The organism is Xanthomonas sp. NCPPB 1128 (genome assembly GCF_001043115.1).
Lineage (GTDB): Bacteria > Pseudomonadota > Gammaproteobacteria > Xanthomonadales > Xanthomonadaceae > Xanthomonas_A.
In genome coordinates this window covers 17879-35488 of the sequence record NZ_LFME01000017.1, presented here as the reverse complement: position 1 = coordinate 35488, position 17610 = coordinate 17879, and the positions used below count along the sequence as shown (strand labels likewise).

Below are 17610 nucleotides of genomic sequence, written 5' to 3'. Positions count from 1 at the left end.
GCCGCCCGCAGACCCGGGGCGGCGGCGCGAGGGCGGGTAACGGCCCGCTCGTTCGTCTGGATAGGTGCGCCGTCACGCCGGCCTCGAAGGCCGCGTGACATCCGCGATGCGCGACGGCGCGGCATCTTCACCGGACACCAGGACCCCATGGACATCGAACGCCTGCTCGACCTGCTCGGTCACACCTCCGCCAGCGCGGAGCTGATGGATTTTCTCGCCGCCAGCGGGATCACGCAGACGCCGAAGGGCGATTGCACGACACGTGTCAAGAACCGGGACAAGACGCTCTCAATGGAGTTCGGCCTTACCGAGAGCTTCAACGAGATCGCACTGGAGCCGGCAGTAGGCGCCGGGTGGTTCGTGTTCGAGTCGGTGGACGTGCATCGCCGCTTTGGCGCGACCTTGCCGTTTGGTTTGTCCTTCGCGGCCACGCCTGCCACGTTGGAGGCGGCGCTGGGGGCGCCGTTGGAGCCGTGCCGCGGCGGGGTGCAGACGCATTACCGGGCGCCCTATCTGGTGCGGGTGTTCCTCGGCGGCCGCAAGACGCCGCAGATAGAGACGTTCCGGTTCTCGCTGCCGAACCGGTACTGCCTCGAAAACCTGTCGATCCAGTGGCAGGGGCGGCGCCCTGCCGCGGCGATCGCACCTGCGCCGCCGGCGATACCGGCAATGCAGGCCATGGACCTGCTCGGATGGTTGGGTACCTCGCCGGACCATGCCGGGTGCGATGCCTGGTTGCGCACGCACGGGGTGACCGCGCGTCCGCATCGCGCCGCGCGCGCCGACGACGCGGAAGCGATGCGTGCCGCACGGCTGAGCGAGATCGACGAGATCGAGCGTCAGAGCCTGGCGTTGATCTACGAGGATGGCGCCACCTATCGACGGCTGTTCAGGGCACCAGAGCCGGCACCGGCGTGCGATGGCGACTTCGTGCTGAAGCAGGTCGCGTTCTACGCGCCGGGCGTTTCCGGTTATGCCGGTTATGCGCCCGCGCTCCCGTTCGCATTGACGTTTGCGGATACGCCTGCGACGGTGCGCTCCAAGTTGGGGACGCCGCGCGCCGCGCGCATGCTGCACGGGTTGCCGGCCGATCTGTGGGTCACGCGCGAGTGGCACGTCACCGTCAGCTACAACACCACGCGCACCGGCATCGCCATCGTGCACGTGCGCCGGCCGAACCTCTACGACCTGCGCATGATCGGTGCACAGGCGTGTCCGGCGCCGGAGCCGACGGCCCCCGATCTGCAGATGCTCGGCGCCTTGCTGGGGAAGGAGATATGGGACCCGGCGGTACGTGCTGCTTTGCGGCCATTGGGATGGAGCGATGCTGCCGACGCCGCGGCCGCCGAGTGCGGGCGTGTGCATGAGTTGCTGCCGCGGCATGGCTTGACCCTGTATCTCGGCGATGGCCGCGGCACGCACACGACGGCGTCGTCCGGATCGCAGACGCACGCGAACTGCCTTGTCGGCATCACTGCCCATCGCGCAGGCGACCTGGATAGCGACGGCTTCCATGGCACGCTGCCCTTCGGCCTGCAGTTCCATTTCACGCCCGACCAGATCGTGCAGTGTATGCAGCGCGACCCTGACGAGCATGGACATACCCACGACACCGGCGATTTCGTCTGGTACATGGATGGCGGTCGACTGCATGCACTCTGCAGCCTGGTCGATTGGCAGTTGTACCGCCTCTCGTATACCTTGCGCGAGGTGAGCTAACGGGGCGCTGTGCTGGTCACCGCCGTAGCGGGACGCACCAGTCGCCCGGATCGGCATGGACCAGGTGTGCGGCACGCGGCCACACGGCGCTCACCCGCCGCGAATGTGCGGCTGCCGATACTGCGGCGCCCGGCCTGCCCCCGCATGGCCGCTTCCCCTCACGAGGAGACCCGCATGAAGATCCTGATGGTACTGACGTCGCACGACCGGCTGGGCGATACCGGCAAAAAGACCGGCTTCTGGCTGGAAGAATTCGCCGCGCCGTACTACACGTTCCAGGATGCCGGCGCCGAGATCACGCTCGCTTCGCCCAAGGGCGGGCAGCCGCCGCTGGACCCGAAGAGCGATGCAGCGGATGCGCAGACCGAGGCCACCCGCCGCTTCAAGGGCGACCCGGCGGCGCAGCAGCACTTGGCGAACACGCAGCCGCTGGCGTCGGTGCGCATGGACGACTACGACGCACTGTTCTACCCGGGCGGCCACGGCCCGCTATGGGATCTGGCCGAGGACCGCGACTCCATCGCGCTGATCGAAGCGTTCGCGCGCGCCGGCAAGCCGATCGGCTTCGTCTGCCATGCGCCTGGCGTGCTGCGCCGGGTGACCGCGGCCGGTGGCACGCCCCTGGTGCAGGGCCGCCGCGTCACCGGGTTCACCAATGGCGAGGAAGCCGCGGTCGGCCTGACCGACGTGGTGCCGTTCCTGGTCGAGGACGAACTGCAGCGGCTGGGCGGTCAGTACAGCAAGGTCGCAGACTGGGGCGTGCACGTGGTCGAGGACGCCCGTTTGGTGACCGGGCAGAATCCGGCCTCGTCCGAGGCGGCGGCAGAGGCCTTGTTGGGAATGCTGCGCGGGAAGTGAGTGCGTCCAATGGCAAGGCGACCGCCATCTCGATAAGAGAGGGCGTCGTTGTCTGGTGGGTGCTGGCGCGGCGGTCGACGCGTACTTTTAGTAGTCGCTTTTGTGGCGCCTCGCCGGACTCACCTTTTGTAAGTTGACCGGGCAGGACGGCTGCAAGTGGATCGTGCCGCTGGCATCGGCGTGCTCTGTCATCCGTAGGAGCGGCTTCAGCCGCGACGGGCGTTCCCATTGACGCTGGTCGCGGCTGACGCCGCTGCTACGAGGCATAGATGTGCCGCTGCGTGCCAGCAAGGGGGAGCGCGCCTGTGGGAGGGACTTCAGTCCCGACTGCACGCACTCACAAGCGCAGCTGTACAGCACCGACGCTTATAGGCGCCGCTGCTGTTTCCGACTCAGCCGCGCCGCCACCAGCGCAGGCCGTAGGCGGGCAGGATGCCGTCCCAATGCACCAGCACTGCTGGATCCTTGCCGCCATCGGCAATGGCCTGCCAGTCGCCTGCTCCAAGCGCATCGGCGACATCCACCGCAATAGGCTGCGCACTGAAGTTGTACACCGCCACGAATGCATCGCCGCGCGCCAGGCCGAGCAGGGCGGGATCGCCCAGCGGCACCGCGCGCAGCGGCTGATCGGCGGCCAGCGCGGCGGTGGCCGCGCGCGCGGCGATCAACCTGCGCAGGCGGGTGTAGACCTGGCCGGGCAGGCTGTCGGTGTGGTGGCGCTGCGCCGCGCGCGCCCAGTCCATGACCGGGCGGTGCAGCCAGCGGCCTTCGTGGCGGCGCAGCGGGTCTTGGCGGTAGTCCTCGTCATTGCCCAGGGCCAGTTCGTCGCCCATGTACAGCAGTGGGATGCCCGGCATCGCCAGTGCCACCGCATACAACAACAGCAGGCGGCGCACGCCCAACTCCAGTGCGTCGGTGTCGTCGGCGTCCAGTGCCGCGGCGATGCCGACCAGCGCCGCGCTCATGCCGTTGCTGCCGTGCACGCCGTCGCCGCTGCTCTGGAACGCTTCGCCGCGGGCATAGCTGTCCGGTGTGCGGCCGGCGTAGAACTGGGCGGTGCGCGCCAGCGCGAACGGGGCGACGCCATCGCCGCCGGCGGCTTCGCGCTGCAGCACGTTCCAGCCGATGTCGTCGTGGCAGCGCACGTAGCTGAGCCAGCCGCAGGCCGGCGGCAGCGCCGGCGTGTGCGCGATCGCCGCCTGCACGATGTCGCCGCGCTGCTCGGCCAGCGCCACCCAGCCGGCCGCCATCAGCGTGCTGTGGTAGGCGAGGTGGCATTCGTGCCCGCGCGCGGCGCCTTCGCCGAAGTAGGGCGGCAACTGCGCCATCGGTACGATCGCCTCGGCCTTGAGCAGCACCGCCGGGGCCAGGATGTCGGTGAGCGCGCGCAGCGCCTGCAGGATCGTGTGCGCCTCCGGCTGGTTCATGCAGTCGGTGCCGGGGCGCTTCCACAGGTAGGCGGTGGAATCCAGGCGGAACACCTCCACGCCCAGGTTGGCCAGGTGCAGCAGCGCCAGCGCCATCTCGCCGAACACTGCCGGATTGCTCCAGTCCAGGTCCCACTGGTAGGGATAGAACGTGGTCCACAGCCAGGCGTCGGCTTCCTCCACCCAGGTGAAGTTGCCGGGCGCGGTGTGCGGGAACACCTGGCCCAGGGTGCGCTCGTAGGCATCCGGCGTGCTGCGGTCGCGGAAGTGGTGGTAGTAGTCCGGATACCCCGCATCGCCGCGCTTGGCCGCCAGCGCCCAGGGGTGGTCGTCGGCGGTGTGGTTGAGCACGAAGTCGGCGCACAGGCTGATCCCGGCCGCGCGCAGGCGAGCGGTCAGCGCCGCCAGGTCGGCGGTGTCGCCGAGCCGTGGTTCGACCTGGCCGTAGTCGCTGACCGCGAAGCCGCCGTCGTTGTCGCCGTCGCGCGCACGCAGGAACGGCAGCAGGTGCAGGTAGCGTACGCCCAGTTCCTGCAGATAGCGCACGCGTTCGCCGACGCCATGCAACGTGCCGGCGAAGCGGTCGACGTAGGCGCTGTAGCCGAGCATTGCCGGCGTCGCGAACCAGTCGGGCGCGCGCTCGGCATCGAGCTGGCGCAGCGCCGGTGGCCGCGCATTGGCCGCGGCGGCCAGTTGCGTCAGCCACTGCGGCAGCCACTGCGCGAACGCAGGATGCGCGCCGTACAGCGTGTGCAATGGGGCCAGCAGGCGTTCGCCGTGGCGCTGCAGGCGCGGCAGCAGCGCGGCGGCGGTGTCCGGTTGCAGATGCGCCTGCCACAGGGTGTGAGCGAGCGCGGACAGTGCGGAAGGAGCGGGTGCGGTCATGGGGGGCTTGGCCGCGCCCCGGGGCGGGGCGCGGATGTGCGGTCCTCGTCAGAAGTCGTAGCGCAGGCTGATGCTGGAGGTGCGGCCCGGAATCGAGCGCGCGCGGATCACGCCGGAGGACGCATCGGCGATCGAGGCCTCCTCGGCTTCGGTCAGGCCGAAGGTGTTGAACAGGTTGTTGACGTTGAGCGAGACGGTCAGCGCATCGGTGATGCGGTAATCGCCGAACAGGTTGACCTGGGTGTAGCCGGGCATCTTCAGCTGGTTGCTGTCCTGCGTGTAGGCCGAGGTGGTGCCGATCGCATTGACGCCCACGGTGTAGCGTTCGCCACGGTAGCTGGGGGTCAGCTGCCACACGAAGCGCGCCTGCCGACGCGGGGTGTTGCCGGCATTGGCCGGGGTGATCTGGTCCTTGTCGATGGTGGCGTCGGTCCAGGTCAGCCCGCCGTTGAGGTTGAAGCCGCCGGTGCGGTATGCGGCTTCCAGCTCCAGGCCGTGCGCCTTGTAGGTGCGGTCGAAGAAGCGCTGGGTGGTGGCTTCGTAGTTCTGCTCCTGGGTACGCGCGGCGAAGGCGGTGGCGAACACGCTCAGCCCGCCGCTGCGCCACTTCAGGCCGCCTTCGAGCTGCTTGACGAAGTTCACCGCCTCGTTGGAAGACACCGAACCATCGGCGCGGACCACGCCGAACAGCAGGCGGTCGGCGTTGGCGCGGGCGCCGCGGCTGTAGCGCGCGAACGCGGCCAGGTCGTCGCTGAGCATGTAGTTGCCGCCGAACGAGTACGACAGGTAGTTCCAGTCGTAGCGCACGGGCTTGGGGTTGGCGTAGTCGATGGTCGCCACGCTGCGCTCGGGCGCCTCGATCGCGCCGTCGCCGTCGACATCGACGTTGCTGGCCAACAGGCCGCCGGCGGTGGTGCCGCGGGCGCGGCCCATGTCGTAGCGCAGGCTGCCGTCCACGCTCAGCGGGCCCTGCTCCCAGCTCAGCGCCAGGTACGGCGCGTTGATGTCGTAACGCACGTCGTAGTGGCGGGTGACGTCCAGGCCCCAGTACGGCACGCCGTAGGCGTACAGGCCGTCCTGCGACAGCAGGCCGCCGCCGGCGTCGACCACGTTCAGCAGCCGCGGGCGGTGCGCCAGCGACTGCACGTAGGAGTTCCAGGTCCAGTCCACGTCGATGGTCTGCCGCGAGGTGTACCAGCCGGCCTTGAGGTTGAGCGTGCCGCCGCTGGTGGCCGCGAAGTCGCGCGCCAGGCTGAAGTCGTTGACGGCGTTGCCCAAATCGTTGAGGTGCACGTTGAACAGATGCGTGCGCAGCGCCAGGCCGCTGTAGGTCTGGCCGGCGTTCGGGCCGTCGACGTAGCGCAGGCCGGCACCGGCGCCGCCGATGCTCGCCGCCAGCGCGCCTGCATCGGCCACCTGCGCCGGGAACGGCGAGACGAAGCGGCCGGAGGTGTCGGCGATGCGGAACTTGTCGGTCAGGGTCCAGCCGCCGCCGATATCGAACTGCGCTTCGGCGCCGAAGGCGCGCGACAGCGGATGCATGCCGTCGCCCAGTTCCACCCGCGAAGGCTTGTTGCCGCCGTCGAGGGTGGCGCTGCTGCGGAAGTACGGGCTGTACAGCGTGTCGGTGCCGGGATCGAAGCCGTCGATGCTGCCGAAGTGCGGCGACCCGTCGCTGCCGCTGACCCGGGTCGGCACCGGCAGGTAGCCGGCGGCGCGGTCGTTGAGGTACTTGGCGTAGACGCGCACGTAGCCGTTGTCGAACAGCCGGGTCAGGTTGGCCTTGAGCTGGCCGCCCTTGTCGGTGGTGTAGCCGGCATCGCGCACGCCGTCGCCGCGGCGGTAGAAGCCGCCGACGTTGAACTGCCAGTGCTCGGCGAACGGTGCGCCGTAGTCGAAGTCCAGGCGGGTGTTGTCGTAGCCGCCCAGGCCGCGGGTGAGGCCGACGCTGCCGCCGGCGGTCTCGCCGGTCTTGCTGATGAAGTTGATGATGCCGCCGGGCGAGTTGCTGGCGAAGGTGGAGGCCGAGCCGCCGCGGATCGCTTCGATGCGCTCCAGGCTGTAGTCGGCGCGCAGGAAGATGTCGGCGTTGCCGAAGGCGATGTCGCCGAACTCCAGCACCGGCAGGCCGTCTTCCTGCAATTGCAGGAACTTGGCGCCGCCGGAGGCGACCGGCAGGCCGCGCACGGCGATGTTGGCGTTGCCTTCGCCGCCGGTGGATTCGGAACGGATGCCGGGAATGTTGCGGAAGATCTCGGCGGTGCTGCGCGGCGCCGACTGCTCGATCGCCTCGGCGCCGACGGTGCTCACCGACACGCTGGACTTGAGCTTGCTCTTGGGCGTGGCGGTACCGGTGACGAACACCGAGTCCAGGCTGACCACGTCGCCCTGCGCCGCCGGGGCGTCGGTAGTGGCGGGCGTGGTCTGCTGCGCGAGCGCAGCCGGTGCGGCCAGCGCCGCGGCGACGGCCAGGGCCAGGGTCTGCAGGCGGATCGAAGGGTGGTGCATCGCTGTCTCTCCCGAAGCGAGTGGTGCAGTGGGCGGCGGCGCGCCGCCGCCGGAGTGGGCAGGGCGCGGCGCGGACGGTGGGTGCGGCGGGCTACAGATACGGCTGTCCGCAATCGATTGCAATTTGCAGTGCAGCAAATCAGCCCGTGGCGCTCGCGCTCACCTTTACTTTGAGAAAGCGAGGCATTCTGCATGGTGCAACGCAGCGTTACAAACGATTGCAGGCGCGGCCACACTCCGCTCCGCCGCTACGGCACGCCTCCCGTGTGCCCGCTCCGTCCAGGCCGATGCCGATGCTCATGCGTTCCGATCGTCCCCTGCTTCCGCTCTCGCGCGTGCTGGCGCTCAACGCCGGTTTCTTCGGCGTGCAGTACAGCTTCGGGCTGCAGCAGAGCAACATGAGCCCGATCTACAACTACCTGGGCGCCGACCACGCAGATCTGCCTTATTTGTGGCTCGCCGGCCCGATCACCGGGCTGGTGCTGCAACCGGTGGTGGGCGTGCTCAGCGACCGCACCGTGACCCGCTGGGGCCGGCGCATGCCGTACATGGTGGTGGGCGCGCTGGTCTGCAGCCTGTGCCTGCTGACCATGCCCTTCAGCGTGGCGCTGTGGATGGCGGTGGCGCTGCTGTGGATGCTGGATGCGGCCAATAACGTGGCGATGGAGCCGTACCGCGCGTTGGTCAGCGACGTGCTGGCGCCGCCGCAGCGGCCCCTGGGTTACCTGACCCAGAGCGCGTTCACCGGCCTCGGCCAGACCCTGGCCTATGTCACCCCGCCGCTATTGGTATGGCTGGGCATGAATCAGGACGCGGCCAACGCCCACCACATTCCCTACGTCACCATCGCCGCGTTCGCGATCGGCGCGGGGTTCTCCGCCGCTTCGATCCTGCTCACCGCGCGCAGCGTGCGCGAGCCGGTGCTGCCGCCGGCGCAGCTGCAACGCTTGCGCAGCGCCGCGGTCGGGCCGCTTGCGACGCTGCGCGAGATCGTCGACGCCGTGCGGCAGATGCCGCCGACGATGCGGCAGATGGCGCCGGTGATGCTGTTCCAGTGGTATGCGATGTTCTGCTACTGGCAGTACATCGTGCTGTCGCTGTCCACGACCCTGTTCGGCACCACCGTAGCCGATTCGCACGGCTTCCGCGAGGCCGGCCTGGTCAACGGGCAGATCGGCGGCTTCTACAACTTCGTCGCCTTCCTGGCCGCGTTCGCGATGGTGCCGGTGGCGCGTAAGTTCGGCCCCAAGGCGACGCACGCCGCCTGCCTGGTCGCCGCCGGCGTCGGCATGTGCGTGTTGCCGTCGATCCACGACCGCTGGCTGTTGTTGCTGCCGATGATCGGTATCGGCCTGGCCTGGGCCAGCATGATGGGCAATCCCTACCTGATGCTGGCCAACAGCATCCCGCCCGAACGCACCGGCGTGTACATGGGCCTGTTCAACCTGTTCATCGTGCTGCCGATGCTGATCCAGATCGTGACTTTGCCGCTGTACTACGACCGCCTGCTGCAGGGCGACCCGCGCAATGTGGTGCGGTTGGCTGGGGTGTTGATGCTGGCGGCGGCGGTGGCGATGCTGTTGGTCAGGGGGCGGGATTCGGGAGTGGGGAGTGGGGATTCGTAAAGCGGTGGAGCCGGGATTCGGGAGTCGGGATTGGAAAAGCCGGCCCCACCAGTGCACGCTCAGTGCGCAAGCCCCGCTTTTACGAATCCCCAATCCCGAATGCCCAATCCCGGCCCTTCAGGCCGACTCCCGCACCACCAGACTCACCGGCAGCTCCACCGATTCCACCGGCACGCCGGCGATCAGGTTCAGCACGCCGTCCACCAGCAGGGTGGCGGCATGGGCAAGGTCCTGGCGCACGGTGGTCAGTGGTGGCTGGCTGTAGGCGGCCAGGGGGATGTCGTCGAAGCCGACCAGGGCGATGTCCTGCGGCACGCGGTGGCCGGCTTCGATCAGGGCGCGGATCGCGCCCAGTGCGATCACGTCGGAGGCGGCGAACACCGCATCCGGCGGGTCGGTCTTCTTCAGCATCGCCCGAGTCAGGCGGTAGGCGTCCTCGCTGAGGAAATGGCTGCGCGCGTGCAGCCGCGGGTCGAACGCCAGGCCGTGCGTCTCGAGCATGCGCCGGTAGCCGGCGAAGCGCGGCGCCACTTCCGGTAGCTGTTCGTCGCCGAGGAAGGCGATGCGCCGGCGGCCGTGCTCGATCAGGTGCGCGGTGGCCAGTTCGCCGCCGCGCAGGTTGTCGCTGCCGACGCTGGCATAGGCCTGGCCGTCGATGCGGCTGCCCCACACCAGCATCGGCAGGCCGCCGCGTGCGGCGGCGTCGAGCGAGGCGTGCTCGTGGCTCTGGCCGAGCATGATGACGCCGTCGGCGCGGCTGTTGTGCGCCAGGTCCTCGACCCAGTGGTCCTGGTGCTGGTCCAGCTTGGACAGCAGCATGCTGTAGCCGCGCGCGGTCAGCGCGTCGGCGAGCAGCGCCAGCATGGTCATCATGAACGGGTCCGACAGCGGCTGTTCGTGCGCGTGCATCAGCGGCACGGCCACGCAGACGATGTTGGAGCGGCGCGAACGCAGGCTGCGCGCCACCGGATCGACCCGGTAGCCGGCATCGCGGGCGAGCTGCTTGATGTAGGCGCGGGTGCGTTCGGCAACCACCGGATTGTCGGCCAGCGCGCGCGACACCGTGGATTCGGAGACGCCGGCCATGCGCGCGATGTCGGCCATCTGCAGGCGCGCGGCGGGCGCGCCGGGTTCGGGTTTTTCGGGCATGCGGAGCGGGCGCGACGGACGAAGCGGAACCGGCAGTGTATGCCAGGCGGATGTCGCGGCGCTTTGCGTGCCGCGGCCGCATCGCTGCCACGGTACGCCATACCTCCCCGCGTACGCCGCGGCGTGCCTGCCAGATCCAATCGAAGGAGCGCACACGTGCGGACGCGTCGGCGTGTCGCTGCGCGGGCCTGGACGCACGTCCAGGCCTTCGTGCTTCCCCGCTGTGTGCACGCGCAACCGAGGCGCGTCATCTGTGGAAAGGCGAGGGCGCGCCCTAGGCCATGTGCAGGCCACCGTTGACCGCGTAGTCCGCGCCGGTGACGTAGGCGGCCTCGTCCGAGGCCAGCCAGGCGCACAGCGCGGCCACCTCCTCGGGCTTGCCGAGCCGGCGCAGCGGCACCGAACTGGCCAGGCGGTCGAGCACGTCCGGCGGGAAGCCGCTGATCGCCGCGCTGGCGATGTAGCCGGGCGAGACGGTGTTGACGGTGACCCCGCGCGAGGCCACTTCCTGCGCCAGCGCGCGGCTGAAGCCCTGCATCGCCGCCTTGGCGGTCGCGTAGTTGATCTGCCCGATCTGGCCCTTCTGCGCGCTGACCGCGCCGATGTTGACGATGCGGCCCCAGCCGCGCGCGGTCATGCCGTCCACCACCTGCTTGGTGATGTTGAACAGCGCATGCAGATTGCTGGCGATCACCGCCTGCCAATCCTCGCGGCCCATCTGCCGGAACAGCATGTCGCGGCTGCCGCCGGCGTTGTTGACCAGCACGTCGATCTCGCCCACCTCGGCCTTGACTTTGGCGAACGCGGCCACGGTGGAATCCCAGTCGGTGGCGTTGCCTTCGGAAGCGATGAAGTCGAACCCGAGCTCGCGCTGCTCGCGCAGCCACGCCGACTTGCGCGGCGAGTCCGGCCCGCAACCGGCGACCACGGTATGGCCGTTGCGCGCCAACTTCTGGCAGATCGCGGTACCGATGCTGCCCATGCCGCTGGTGACGTAGGCGATTCTGAGGGTCACGGTGAACTCCTTCGGAGTTGGGATTCGGGAATGGGGAGTCGGGATTGGATGGGCGCGCGGGCGGTGGCTTCTACGAATCCCGAATGCCCAATCCCTAATCCCGGGCGGCGCTCACTTGGCCAGCGGAAACAAGCCGAACAACAACCCGCCGCCCATCAGCAGCAGCGAAATCAACACCGCCCACTTCAGGGTGAAGCGCTGGTGGTCGGCGAAGTCGACCTTGGCCAGGCCGACCAGCAGGTAGGTGGACGGCACCAGCGGGCTGAGCAGGTGCACCGGTTGCCCGGCCAGCGAGGCGCGGGCCATTTCCACCGGGGTGATGCCGTAGTGGCTGGCGGCCTCGGACAGGATCGGCAGCACGCCGAAGTAGAAGGCGTCGTTGGACATGAAGAAGGTGAAGGGCATGCTCGCCAGCGCAGTGATCACCGCCAGGTACGGGCCCCAGGCGTCGGGGATCACCGCCAGGAAGCTGCGCGACATCGCCTCGACCATGCCGGTGTTGGAGAGGATGCCGGTGAACACGCCGGCGGCGAAGATCAGCGACACCACCGACAGCACGTTGCCGGCATGGTTGACCAGGCGCCGGCGCTGCTCGGCCAGGTTCGGGTAGTTGATCAGCAGGGCCAGGGCGAAGCCGATCATGAACAGCACGGGCATCGGCAGCACGCCGATCACCAGCGCGGCCATCAGTGCCAGGGTCAGCGCCAGGTTCACCCACAGCAGCCGCGGCCGCTTGATGTCCTCGGCGTCTTCCACGGTAGGCAGCGCCTCGCCGTCGTCGGCGACGCTGCCGTCCATCCAGGCATCGCCGGGCAGCGTCACCACGCCGAGCCGGCGCCGCTCCTTCATGCCCAGGTACCAGGCCAGCACCAGAATGCCGGCGATCGCCAGCGCCATCGCCGGCACCAGCGGCACGAACACGTCGGCCGGGTCCACGTGCAGGGCGGTGGCCGCGCGCGCGGTCGGGCCGCCCCACGGCGTCAGGTTCATCACCCCGCCGGCGAGGATGGTCACGCAGGTCATGTTCAATGCGTTCATGCCCAGCCGCCGATACAGCGGCAGCATCGCCGAGACGGTGATCATGTACGTGGTGGAACCGTCGCCGTCGAGCGAGATCAGCAGCGCCAGCACCGCGGTGCCGACCACGATCTTCATCGGATCGCCCTTGACCAAGCGCAGGATGCGCCGCACCAGCGGATCGAACAGGCCGGCGTCGATCATCACCCCGAAGTACAGGATCGCGAACATCAGCATGACGCCGGTGGGCGCGATCTTCTTGATCCCCTCGAGCATCATCTCGTTGATGCCGGTGCCGAACCCACCGGCCAGCGCGAACACGATCGGCACGATGATCAGCGCAACCAGCGGCGACAGCCGCTTGCTCATGATCAGGTACATGAAGGTAATGACCATTCCGAAACCGAGCGCGGTCAGCATGGAAGTTCCTCAGGGTGGTGCATGAAAGAAAATGGACCCCACATCAGGGATCAGAAAAGAGGCCGACCAAACGTCACATCGCACGATCCCGCTGTTGCGAATCCCGAATCCCGAATCCCGAATCCCGAATCCCCACTCCCCACTCCCCAATCCCCGCTCTCAGAAGTCATATTGGAAGCGCCCGGTGATCGCCCGCGTGTGGTCCAGCGTCACGCCCGCAAGATGATCGCGGTTGCGGCTGTCGATCAGGTCGAGCATCAGCCGCAGGTTCGGCTTGAGGTACCAGTTGCCGGCCAGCGTCCACGAGGCGGTGGAGGCGTCGAGCAGATCCGGTTGTCCATCGCGGTGCTGCTCGCCCCACATGCGGTCGTAGCGCAGCGCCAGCTCGAACGCGCCGTATGTGTGGTTGACCTGCTTGATGCGGGTGAAGCGGCCGGTCTTGCGGTCGTAGCGGCGCGATTCGCCGGTGGCGAACCAACTGACGAAGCCGTAGGCCGCCATCACGTCGGCGCGCTGCGCGCCGTCGTCGAACAGCCCGCCGCTGAATTCGCCCTGCCACGACAGCGGTCCACGCACCTGCGCGTATTCCAGCGACCACTTGTTCACGTCGGTGTCGCGGCCGTCGGCGAAGCGCGCCAGGGTGACGCGGCTGTCGTCGGACAGATGCCCGGCCGGACGCGGGCGGATGCTCAGCGCCGGCGCGCCGCCGGCACCGGGATGGTCGTAGTGCTCGTGCGCCAGCGACAGGCCCAGGTGCAGCACGTCGCCGTCGCGCGCCCCCGGCGCCCAGGTGCCGCGGCCGCCGAACGCGTGGCCGCGGACGTTGGAGACATCGATGCTCTGCAGGCTGTAGACACTGGCGGCCCAGGTGGTATCGGTGCCCGCGGCCTGCCACGACACCGCCTTGCGGTACAACGGCGCCAGCGTGCTGGCCGCGCCGCTGCGCTCCAGGAACTGGCCGAAGTTGGAGCCGGTGCGGTCGTCGAGCGAAAAATACTGTTTGAACTGGCCCACGGTGAGGGTGCCGGCGCCGAACGTGCGGGTGATGTAGACGTCCTTGGCCTCGATGCCCTTGCCGTTGAAGTCGTCCTGCAGCCCGGCGAAATCGCCTTCGACCTTGTAGCCGAACCCGAAGGCCTTGCCGGACACGTCCAGCCACAGGCGGCGGATCTCGGTGTCGTCGGGATTGGGCGTGCCGCGATGGTCGTTGTCGAAGTGGGCGAAATCCCAGTGCAGGCGACCGCCGAGTTCGGCGGTCACCGGACCATCGTCGTCGGTGGCGGCGCGCGCCGATCCGGCCAGGCACAGCAGCGCGCAGGCGCTGCCCCATGTCAGAGTCTTCAGTTCCACGTCCCCTCCCAGGTGCGTGTCGCAGCGATTGGATCGGTCCGCCCGCAACGGCCGCGGACCGGCATGGACGCAGCCTAGTCGGACGTAGCTGTCATCGACCTGTCGGTGGGGCCGGGATTGGGGATTCGGGATTCGGGATTGGTAAAAGCGCCGTGCGCGCTGTCTGCCCGGACGCAGGCGCGTTAGCATCCGCGTACGGACCCGCTCTTGCGAATCCCCAATCCCGAATCCCCAATCCCTGCCCCCAATGCGCCTGCTCTTAGTAGAAGACAACGCCGATCTCGCCGATGCGATCGTGCGGCGCATGCGCCGCAGCGGGCATGCGGTGGATTGGCAGCGCGATGGCTTGAGTGCGGCTGGGGTGTTGCGCTATCAGCGTTTCGATCTGGTGGTGCTGGACATCGGCCTGCCGGGGCTGGATGGGTTGCGCGTGCTGGCTGGCCTGCGCGAGCGTGGCGATACTACGCCGGTGCTGATGCTGACCGCGCGCGACGGGATCGAGGATCGGGTGCAGGCGCTGGATGTGGGCGCAGACGATTACCTGGGCAAGCCGTTCGATTTCCGCGAGTTCGAGGCGCGCTGCCGTGTGTTGCTGCGGCGCAATCGTGGCCAGGCCAGCGAGGTGGTACAGCTCGGCGGCTTCGCCTTCGACAACGCCGCGCACAGCGTCAGCCTGGACGGCACGCCGATCGAGTTGCCCAATCGCGAGTACCGCCTGCTGGAGATCCTGATCGGCCGGCTCGGCCAGGTGGTGGGCAAGGACGAGATCGGCAACGGCCTGTTCGGCTTCGACGCCGAGGCCGGGCCGAACGCGATCGAGCTGTACGTCGGGCGCTTGCGCAAGAAGCTGGCCGACGCGCCGCTGCGCATCGTCACCGTGCGCGGCGTCGGCTACAAGCTGGAGGCGGCGGCGACGCCGCCGGATCCGGCGGCAGCGGACACCGATGGCTGAGGCCGCGCCGCCGGCGCCGTCGATCCGGCGCACGCTGCTGCGCTACCTGGGCGCGCTGTCGCTGCTCGGCGCGGTGGCGCTGTTCTTCGTCGCGCGCGACTACGGCCAGCGCGCCGCCAATCGCTCCTACGACCACCTGCTGGTGTCCTCGGCGCTGTCCATCGTCGATTCGGTGGCGCTGGCCGGCGGCCAATGGCAGGTGGACCTGCCATATGCGGCACTGGACCTGCTGGCGATGGCGCCGGAGGACCGGGTGTTCTACCGCGTGTTCGACGCGCGCGGGCGCACCATCACTGGCTACGACGACCTGCCGGCGGCGCCGTCGCTGCCGCGCGCCAGCGCGCCGCCGCGCCTGTTCGATGCGGTCTACAGCGGCGAGCCGGTGCGCTTTGCGGTGGTGTCGCGGCGGGTGTCTTCGGCGGCGGCGCAGGATCAGGTGTGGGTGCAGGTGGGGCAGACCCGGCGCGCGCGTGAGGCGCTGGCGCAGGACGTGGTGCTGCACGCACTGGTCGCCATCGCGCTGTTGTCGCTGCTGGCCCTGGCGCTGGTGTGGCTGGGCGTGTCGCGCGCGCTGCGGCCGCTGCGCACGCTGGAGCGCGAACTGTCGCGGCGCGAACCGTCCGAGCTCAAGCCGGTAGCCGCGACCGCGCCGCAGGAGATGCAGCAGATGGTGGCGGCGCTGAACCGCTTCATGGCGCGCCTGGCCGGCAGCAACGAAACCTTGCGCGCCTTCATGGCCGAGGCCGCGCACCAGATGCGCACGCCGCTGGCGGCACTGCGCGCGCAGGCGCAACTGGCGCTGGACGAGGACGATCCGCACGAGATGCGCCGCAGCCTGGAGGCGATCGAGCGCAACGCCACGCACATGAGCCGCCTGCTCAACCAGTTGCTCAGCGACGCCAGCGTGATCCATCGTTCGAACCTGCAGCGCTACGCCAGCGTCGACCTGGCCGACGTGCTGCACCAGGCGCTGCACGAGGCCGTGCCGCAAGCTTCGCCGCGGCCGCGCGTGCAACTGGCCATCGCCAGCGAACCGGCGCTGGTGCGCGGCGATGCGCTGCTGTTGCGCGAGGCGATCAAGAACCTGATCGACAACGCCTGCAAGTACGGCGGCGACGGCGCGCTGCAGGTGGCGCTGACCTGCAGCGCGCACGATTGCGTGGTGACCGTGGCCGACCACGGCCCGGGCATCGCCGCGGCCGAGGCCGAGCGCGTGTTCGAGCGCTTCGTGCGCGGCGAGGGCGCGGCCGCCGGCGGCGCCGGGCTGGGCCTGGCGATCGTCAAGCGCGTGGTCGAGGCCCATGGCGGGCGCATCGATCTGTCCAACCGCGTGGGTGGTGGCCTGATCGCCAGCCTGCATCTGCCGAGGTTGCATCCATGAGCCTGTCCATGCTGCTGCACCGTCTGCCGCTGCTGCTGACCGTGCTGCTCGCCGGTAGCGCGCTGGCCGCGCCCGGCGACGTGCGTCGCTTCCCGGCACAAGGCGCCGCCACCGCGCAACTGTGCATCCAGGGCTCGACCGACATCGAGGTGTTCGCCGCGGTGATCGGCGATTATCAGCGCCTGCATCCGCAGACCGAGGTGGTGTACCAGGACGCGATCGCCTGGGACATCTACCAGCGCTATCTGCATCCCGGCCCCGGCCCGCGCTGCGCCGATCTGCTGATCAGCGCCAGCATGGACCTGCAGACCAAGCTGGTGAACGACGGCCACGCGCTGGCCCACCGCTCGCCGCAGACCGAGGCGCTGCCGGCCTGGGCGCAATGGCGGCACGAGCTGTTCGGCATCAGCTACGAGCCGGTGGCGATCGTCTACAACACCGCGCGGCTGCCGGCCGCGCAGGTGCCGCGGACCCGCCGCCGGCTGCTGGAGCTGCTGCGCGCGCCGGGCCTGCCGCTGCGCGGGCGCATCGGCACCTACGATGTGGAGCGCAGCGGCGTGGGCTACCTGTTCGCGACCCAGGACAGTCAGCTCGGCAGCATGGCCGGCGCGCTGCTGGCGGCGATGGGCGACAACCAGGTGGTGCTGGAAGAGCGCACCGGCGTGCTGCTGGACAAGGTCGCGCGTGGCGAGCTGCTGCTGGCCTACAACGTGCTGGGCTCGTACGCGCAGGCGCGCATCGATGCCGGCGCGCCGCTGGCGATCGTGCAGCCGGAGGACTACACCCTGGTCGCGCTGCGCACCGCGGTGATCCCGCGCGACAGCCCGCATGCGGCCGAGGCGCGCCGCTTCCTGGATTACCTGCTGTCGCCGCGCGGGCAGCAGGTGCTGTCGCGCGAGGCGCGGCTGCAGCCGATCCTGCCGCAGCCGGGCAGGGCGGTGCAGGGTGGGCCGGCCGCGGCCGCGGCGTTCCGCCCGATCGCGCTGGGTCCCGGCCTGCTGGTGTACCTGGATGCGCTGAAGCGGCGGCAGTTCCTGGACGCCTGGCGCAGCAGCATGCAGCAGGCGCCGCCGCGCTGAGCTAGGGCGTGTCACCCCTCCCCGAGCATGCCGCGCCGCGGTTGCGCGTGCCTGTGGCAAGGAAGAGCGAGGACGTGGACGTGCGTCCACGCCCGAGCGATGACGCGGCCACGGGCGCGCGCAACCGCGGCCCTTCGGGTTGGGTCTGGCAGGCGCGCTACCGGCGCCGCGCGGCTTGACCTGACGGCCAGTCAGGCACTGCGCCACGCAACGCCGGCAGCGCGC

At 69.4% G+C, this 17610-nt stretch carries 12 protein-coding genes; 6 read left to right on the top strand and 6 right to left on the bottom strand.

What is annotated here, in order from left to right; genetic code table 11:
- The first annotated feature begins 147 nt into the window (after positions 1–147).
- Both ACP93_RS11855 and ACP93_RS11850 read left to right on the top strand, forming a co-directional pair.
- Complete coding sequence (locus ACP93_RS11855; protein WP_048490891.1) at positions 148–1719, top strand: hypothetical protein; 1572 nt, start codon at positions 148–150, stop codon at positions 1717–1719.
- A 174-nt stretch (positions 1720–1893) separates the two neighbouring features.
- The gene (locus tag ACP93_RS11850; RefSeq protein ID WP_048490890.1) at positions 1894–2577 is read left to right on the top strand and encodes a type 1 glutamine amidotransferase domain-containing protein; all 684 of its coding nucleotides are present in this window, start codon (positions 1894–1896) and stop codon (positions 2575–2577) included.
- Between the two features lie 392 nt (positions 2578–2969).
- On the opposite strand, the gene ACP93_RS11845 is transcribed toward ACP93_RS11850, so the two are convergent.
- A complete protein-coding gene (locus ACP93_RS11845) occupies positions 2970–4889 on the bottom strand; it encodes an alpha-amylase family glycosyl hydrolase (RefSeq protein ID WP_048490889.1) in 1920 nt (639 codons plus the stop codon).
- Positions 4890–4937: 48 nt separating this feature from the next.
- Positions 4938–7397 (bottom strand): TonB-dependent receptor domain-containing protein, encoded by a 2460-nt coding sequence (locus ACP93_RS11840; RefSeq protein ID WP_048490888.1) that lies wholly within the window; start codon positions 7395–7397, stop codon positions 4938–4940.
- 299 nt (positions 7398–7696) lie between these two features.
- Here ACP93_RS11840 and ACP93_RS11835 point away from each other — a divergent pair, with 299 nt between their 5' ends.
- Positions 7697–9022: an MFS transporter gene (locus tag ACP93_RS11835; protein WP_048490943.1), complete on the top strand. Its 1326-nt coding sequence runs from the start codon at positions 7697–7699 to the stop codon at positions 9020–9022.
- A 117-nt stretch (positions 9023–9139) separates the two neighbouring features.
- Here the strand turns inward: ACP93_RS11835 and ACP93_RS11830 are convergent, their stop codons facing one another.
- The 4 genes from ACP93_RS11830 to ACP93_RS11815 form a co-directional block, all read right to left on the bottom strand.
- Positions 9140–10171, bottom strand: a complete 1032-nt coding sequence (locus ACP93_RS11830) for a LacI family DNA-binding transcriptional regulator (RefSeq protein ID WP_048490887.1) — start codon at positions 10169–10171, stop codon at positions 9140–9142.
- 274 nt (positions 10172–10445) lie between these two features.
- Positions 10446–11186 carry an acetoacetyl-CoA reductase gene (gene phbB / locus ACP93_RS11825; protein ID WP_010344527.1) on the bottom strand — a complete coding sequence of 247 codons (741 nt, stop codon included), beginning with the start codon at positions 11184–11186 and terminating at the stop codon, positions 10446–10448.
- A 111-nt stretch (positions 11187–11297) separates the two neighbouring features.
- Positions 11298–12623 (bottom strand): CitMHS family transporter, encoded by a 1326-nt coding sequence (locus ACP93_RS11820; RefSeq protein WP_048490886.1) that lies wholly within the window; start codon positions 12621–12623, stop codon positions 11298–11300.
- Positions 12624–12782: 159 nt separating this feature from the next.
- Positions 12783–13973: an OprO/OprP family phosphate-selective porin gene (locus ACP93_RS11815; protein WP_048490885.1), complete on the bottom strand. Its 1191-nt coding sequence runs from the start codon at positions 13971–13973 to the stop codon at positions 12783–12785.
- 247 nt (positions 13974–14220) lie between these two features.
- Between ACP93_RS11815 and ACP93_RS11810 the strand changes: the two genes are divergently transcribed.
- The 3 genes from ACP93_RS11810 to ACP93_RS11800 are packed head-to-tail and all read left to right on the top strand — an operon-like array spanning position 14221 to position 17385.
- Positions 14221–14925: a response regulator transcription factor gene (locus tag ACP93_RS11810; protein WP_048490884.1), complete on the top strand. Its 705-nt coding sequence runs from the start codon at positions 14221–14223 to the stop codon at positions 14923–14925.
- On the top strand, positions 14918–16306 hold the full coding sequence (locus ACP93_RS11805) for a sensor histidine kinase (RefSeq protein ID WP_048490883.1): 1389 nt from the start codon (positions 14918–14920) through the stop codon (positions 16304–16306). Before ACP93_RS11810 ends, ACP93_RS11805 begins: the two co-directional genes overlap by 8 nt.
- A gap of 8 nt (positions 16307–16314) precedes the next feature.
- Complete coding sequence (locus ACP93_RS11800) at positions 16315–17385, top strand: ABC transporter substrate-binding protein (RefSeq protein ID WP_106407096.1); 1071 nt, start codon at positions 16315–16317, stop codon at positions 17383–17385.
- Positions 17386–17610: the final 225 nt, after the last annotated feature.

What these genes read in the sequence shown, in the direction of transcription:
- ACP93_RS11855 (WP_048490891.1), top strand. Translation starts at nt 148, where the DNA reads ATGGACATCGAACGCCTGCTCGACCTGCTCGGTCACACCTCCGCCAGC.
- ACP93_RS11850 (WP_048490890.1), top strand. Translation starts at nt 1,894, where the DNA reads ATGAAGATCCTGATGGTACTGACGTCGCACGACCGGCTGGGCGATACC.
- ACP93_RS11845 (WP_048490889.1), bottom strand. Translation starts at nt 4,889, where the DNA reads ATGACCGCACCCGCTCCTTCCGCACTGTCCGCGCTCGCTCACACCCTG.
- ACP93_RS11840 (WP_048490888.1), bottom strand. Translation starts at nt 7,397, where the DNA reads ATGCACCACCCTTCGATCCGCCTGCAGACCCTGGCCCTGGCCGTCGCC.
- ACP93_RS11835 (WP_048490943.1), top strand. Translation starts at nt 7,697, where the DNA reads ATGCGTTCCGATCGTCCCCTGCTTCCGCTCTCGCGCGTGCTGGCGCTC.
- ACP93_RS11830 (WP_048490887.1), bottom strand. Translation starts at nt 10,171, where the DNA reads ATGCCCGAAAAACCCGAACCCGGCGCGCCCGCCGCGCGCCTGCAGATG.
- ACP93_RS11820 (WP_048490886.1), bottom strand. Translation starts at nt 12,623, where the DNA reads ATGCTGACCGCGCTCGGTTTCGGAATGGTCATTACCTTCATGTACCTG.
- ACP93_RS11810 (WP_048490884.1), top strand. Translation starts at nt 14,221, where the DNA reads ATGCGCCTGCTCTTAGTAGAAGACAACGCCGATCTCGCCGATGCGATC.
- ACP93_RS11805 (WP_048490883.1), top strand. Translation starts at nt 14,918, where the DNA reads ATGGCTGAGGCCGCGCCGCCGGCGCCGTCGATCCGGCGCACGCTGCTG.
- ACP93_RS11800 (WP_106407096.1), top strand. Translation starts at nt 16,315, where the DNA reads ATGCTGCTGCACCGTCTGCCGCTGCTGCTGACCGTGCTGCTCGCCGGT.